The 4,538-nt window shown below is 60.7% G+C and carries 6 protein-coding genes; 5 read left to right on the top strand and 1 reads right to left on the bottom strand.

Annotation, left to right across the window (positions count from 1 at the left end):
- A partial coding sequence (locus ACOYNV_RS25845; protein ID WP_422902690.1) for a 7TM-DISM domain-containing protein occupies positions 1-1,378 on the bottom strand: 1,378 nt, incomplete at its 3' end.
- A gap of 85 nt (positions 1,379-1,463) precedes the next feature.
- Here ACOYNV_RS25845 and ACOYNV_RS25840 point away from each other — a divergent pair.
- From ACOYNV_RS25840 to ACOYNV_RS25820, 5 genes are all read left to right on the top strand, one after another.
- On the top strand, positions 1,464-2,144 hold the full coding sequence (locus ACOYNV_RS25840) for a response regulator transcription factor (protein ID WP_422902689.1): 681 nt from the start codon (positions 1,464-1,466) through the stop codon (positions 2,142-2,144).
- A gap of 294 nt (positions 2,145-2,438) precedes the next feature.
- Positions 2,439-2,735, top strand: a complete 297-nt coding sequence (locus ACOYNV_RS25835) for a CopG family ribbon-helix-helix protein (protein WP_422902688.1) — start codon at positions 2,439-2,441, stop codon at positions 2,733-2,735.
- A gap of 104 nt (positions 2,736-2,839) precedes the next feature.
- Positions 2,840-3,013, top strand: coding sequence for a type II toxin-antitoxin system RelE/ParE family toxin (locus tag ACOYNV_RS25830; RefSeq protein WP_422902687.1), 174 nt, complete (start codon positions 2,840-2,842; stop codon positions 3,011-3,013).
- Positions 3,014-3,171: 158 nt separating this feature from the next.
- Positions 3,172-3,894, top strand: a complete 723-nt coding sequence (locus ACOYNV_RS25825) for a response regulator transcription factor (protein ID WP_422902686.1) — start codon at positions 3,172-3,174, stop codon at positions 3,892-3,894.
- Between the two features lie 245 nt (positions 3,895-4,139).
- Positions 4,140-4,538, top strand: a 399-nt coding sequence (locus ACOYNV_RS25820) for a hypothetical protein (protein WP_422902685.1), incomplete at its 3' end; no start/stop codon positions are given.

The following is a 4,538-nucleotide window of genomic DNA, read 5'->3' as shown; positions in this document are numbered from 1 at the left end:
TGATCGCCAGCGGCGTGCGAAACTCGTGCGACACCATGGCCACAAAATCTTGCTGTTGCTGCCACGCCAGTTGCTCCACCGCCAGCGCACGGCGCAAATCGACTTCAAGCGCCTCGCGCCGGCCAATCTCGTCCACCAGCAACACCGTGCGCTCCTGCACCTCCAACGAACTGTTCAGCGCCTCCTGGGCTGCGAGCTTTTCGCGCTTCATGGCGTTGTAACGCCCGGTGATGGCCAGGCTCATGATCAGCATGTTCATGATCGAGCTGACCTCGAAACTGTAATCGGTCAGAAAACTCGGATCCACCCAGCCAAGCAAGCGCAAGTAACGCAGCACGCCACCGGCAATCAGAATGCCGAAAGCCAGGACAAAAAACCGTGCCGGCGCATGTCCGCGCCACCACAACCATGTCGCCAACGCAATCAGCATCGTGGCCCAGCCCATCGCAACCAGGCGCGCTGGCAAAACGCCCGCGGCATAGCCCACCGTCAGGGTCAGGGTAACGAACAGCGCCGACAGCAACGCCGAACTGATGACCAAAGCGCGCCCTGTACGCGGCAGCACACGGTCAAACTCCATCTGCCTGACGGCCAACATGGTGGCAATCCAGCTCGAACTGCAGAGCATGGTGCCCAGCAGGGCGTCGGTCAGCGTGCCGCTCCAATGCGAATACTGCTGAAAATAACCCGCCCACAACAGCACAGTCAAGCCTTTGGATGCGACGAACAAGGCGTACCAACCGCTCACCGACTCACGCGTCCAGCGCCAGAAGAACAGGTGAAAAATCAGAATCGTGAGGTAAACGCCAAAGTACAAACCGTAGAACAGGCTCTCTGTGCGCACCGCCTCATGAAACGCATCAGCTTGCCACAGCAGCACCTGGGCCGACATGAAGTTGCGCGACTGCAGGCGCAGCCACAGGGTTTGTGGCGCTTCGGTATCGAGGTCCAGGTGAAACACGGCATGACGGTAATCCATCTCCCACCGATCGCGCGGCAGGTGGTCGCCAACGCGACGCTCGGTGAAGCTGCCGTCGGCCGCTTGCGTATACAGGCGCAGATCGTCATGCAGCGGGTTGGTGACCTCCAGCAACCAGTGATCGGGCGCGGACGGGTTGCGCGCCACTTCCACACGCAGCCAGATCGCCGCCGGGGTAAAGCCCAGGTTGAGTTCGCCGGGCAGGGGATTGAAGGCGCCCGGTGCGGCGACATCCGAAATGCCGAGTTGGCCGGCCTCGTCCTTGAGCCAGGCCATCTTGCCGACCAGATTAACTTGGGGCGTGGTGGCGCTCAGCGGCACCGTTTGTGCCTGCGCGCATGCCGTCAGCAACAAAAGAGAAACGGCTAGCGAAAGGGAAAGGCTCAGGCGGCGCCACATAGAAGCGCACGATAGCACGCACTTATTGGCCCGGCGCTTAGATTCGCTTAGATTCGCCGGCGCAACAGGGCGTAAGCTCACGCCCGTGACACACATCATCTTGCTTGAAGACGAGCGCCTCCTGCGCGAAGACCTGACAGAGTTTCTGGTCAACCAGGGCCACTCGGTCCAGGCGGTGGGCAGCATTGCCGAGTTCGAGAGCGGCTTTGTTCCTGGTCGCCACCTCATCGCCATCCTCGATCTGGGCCTGCCCGACGGCGACGGCATGGACGTCATTGGCCGCTTGCGCCGCGACAACCTGCGCCTGGGCATCATCGTGCTGACCGCGCGCATGGCTATCCGGGACAAAGTGGCGGGTTTGCAAAGTGGCGCCGACCACTACCTGACCAAAACGACAGACATGGACATCCTCGCCGCCACCGTCGATGCGCTGGCGCGCCGGCTCGACCTGGGCGGGGTCAGCGGCGACTGGGTGCTCGATGGCGACCAGAAACAACTGGTTGCGCCCGGCCTGCCGCCGATTGAACTCAGCGCCCAGGACTACACCGTGCTCAAGGCCATCTTCGACGGCCAGGGCCAAAGTGTCAGCAAGAAAACCATTGTGGCGGCCCTGGGTGAAGACTTCTTGTCCTACGACCTGCGCCGCCTGGACACCCAGATCAACCGTCTGCGGCGCAAGGTGGTGGATGCCACCGGCGCCGACCTGCCGCTCAAGACCCTGCGCAACGAGGGCTACCAGTTCTGCGGAGCGGTGGCACCGCGCTAAGCCAGTCCACCGAGATTTCTTCAGCTACGCAGTCTGCAAAAGACTGCAAATGATTCCCCGGCGCCCATCCGCCCAGTGAACTGGATCAGCTGAATCCGGTCTTTTCCATCCCCGGTGCGGACAAATCGACGCTGGCGCGAACCTTGGAGCAAGCGCTGATCGGCCGGAGCAGTCGAGCAAGCACCATAGTCGGCCTACTGGCCGGGGCCGGCCTTCAGTTAAATCAAATTCCGTCCACAGGAAATCCATTGGTGTGCTAAGGTGATACCTGACACTACCATCTAAGGCTCTCCGATGCCCACGACACCCAACACCACCCCCGTCTCGCTGAAGCTCGATCCTGTCGTCAAGGCCAAAATCGGGCGCTTGGCCGTTTCCCGCAAGCGCACGGCGCATTGGCTCATGCGCGAGGCCATCACGCAGTTTGTCGATCGCGAAGAAAAGCGCGAAACCTTCCGGCAAGAAACGCTTGCTGCGTTTCAAGAGTTCCAGGAAACCGGCTTGCACATCACCGGCGACGAAGCTTTTGCCTGGCTTGATTCCTGGGGAAATGGTGACAACGAGCTCGCAGCGCCCGAATGCCACGACTGATTCTTGCGCTCAACGCCCGGGCGGATCTGGTGCGCCTGCGCGAATTTTTGCAGCCCAAGAATCCGGTGGCCGCAAAGCGCGCCGCCGAGGCCATCAAACGGTAGTTGCAGATATTGATCCTGCAACCCGGCATCGGCCGGCCCGTTCTGGATCTGCCGCCCGAGTTCCGCGAACTGGTGATCGACTTCGGCGATAGCGGCTACATTGCCAGATACCACGTGAGCCCTGATCTTGTAACCGTGCTCGCGATCCGCCATCAGCGGGAAGTCGGGTACTGACGACAGGATTAAAGCGCAGCCGCACATCCTCATCTACGAGAACTTTGTCGATACTGCCATCATGAGCGAAATGGGAGTCAAGTATTTGCAGGTTTTTGATATGAGTAAATGCAAAGGTCTTTAGCTTGCCGCCATCGCGGGCTGCCCGGCGCTTAGATTTGCTTGGATTCGTCGGCGCCGCAGGGCGCAGACTCACCCCCGCGACACACATCATCTTGCTTGAAGACGAGCGCCTCCTGCGCGAAGACCTGACAGAGTTTCTGGTCAACCAGGGCCACTCGGTCCAGGCGGTGGGCAGCATTGCCGAGTTCGAGAGCGGCTTTGTTCCTGGTCGCCACCTCATCGCCATCCTCGATCTGGGCCTGCCCGACGGCGACGGCATGGACGTCATTGGCCGCTTGCGCCGCGACAACCTGCGCCTGGGCATCATCGTGCTGACCGCGCGCATGGCTATCCGGGACAAAGTGGCGGGTTTGCAAAGTGGCGCCGACCACTACCTGACCAAAACGACAGACATGGACATCCTCGCCGCCACCGTCGATGCGCTGGCGCGCCGGCTCGACCTGGGCGGGGTCAGCGGCGACTGGGTGCTCGATGGCGACCAGAAACAACTGGTTGCGCCCGGCCTGCCGCCGATTGAACTCAGCGCCCAGGACTACACCGTGCTCAAGGCCATCTTCGACGGCCAGGGCCAAAGTGTCAGCAAGAAAACCATTGTGGCGGCCCTGGGTGAAGACTTCTTGTCCTACGACCTGCGCCGCCTGGACACCCAGATCAACCGTCTGCGGCGCAAGGTGGTGGATGCCACCGGCGCCGACCTGCCGCTCAAGACCCTGCGCAACGAGGGCTACCAGTTCTGCGGAGCGGTGGCACCGCGCTAAGCCAGTCCACCGAGATTTCTTCAGCTACGCAGTCTGCAAAAGACTGCAAATGATTCCCCGGCGCCCATCCGCCCCCTGAGCTGAATCCGGTCTTTTCCATCCCCGCGCTTAGATTTGCTTAGATTCGCGCGCGAATTTGCGCCCACACTTGGACCGATTGCCGTGTTTCATCTGAAGAAGAGTGCAGCCGACAGTTCGCCCTTCGAGCAAGGTACTACTTAAAGCAAACTTTCAGGAGTCGCAGCATGTTAACTGGCGCAACTCACACAACCTTTCTGATTAACGGCAAAACCGCCGAACCGCTCAAAACTGGCAAGCCCAATGTCTTCAAGGTGAAGGTTGGTGAGCACTACCGTGTCATTCAGGGCAAGGCCGAAGAAGACCAACTGGCCGACAACGTCATAGTAAGAAAAACCGGCGATGATCTGCAGCTCCAGTTCGCCGATGGCACCCAGGTCACCCTGGAAAAATACTACGACGAATGTAAGGCGGCATCTTCCTGTGACCTCACCCTGCCGGGTCAGGACGGCGGCAGCTACAAGATTGGCGTAGATAGTGCCTCGGGCGCCGCGCTCGGCGACGGCTCCATACTGGTCTACGCGCACGGCACACATGACATGCTGATGAGCATGGCGCAAGGCAAC

Origin of the sequence: Propionivibrio sp., from assembly GCF_049316945.1 — a bacterium.
Lineage (GTDB): Bacteria > Pseudomonadota > Gammaproteobacteria > Burkholderiales > Rhodocyclaceae > Propionivibrio.
The sequence above is the reverse complement of the archived record's forward strand: the minus strand, read 5'-3'. Positions and strand labels throughout refer to the sequence as shown.

Excerpts from the sequence above, each read along its gene's own strand:
- ACOYNV_RS25835 (WP_422902688.1), top strand. The coding sequence starts at position 2,439 with ATGCCCACGACACCCAACACCACCCCCGTCTCGCTGAAGCTCGATCCT.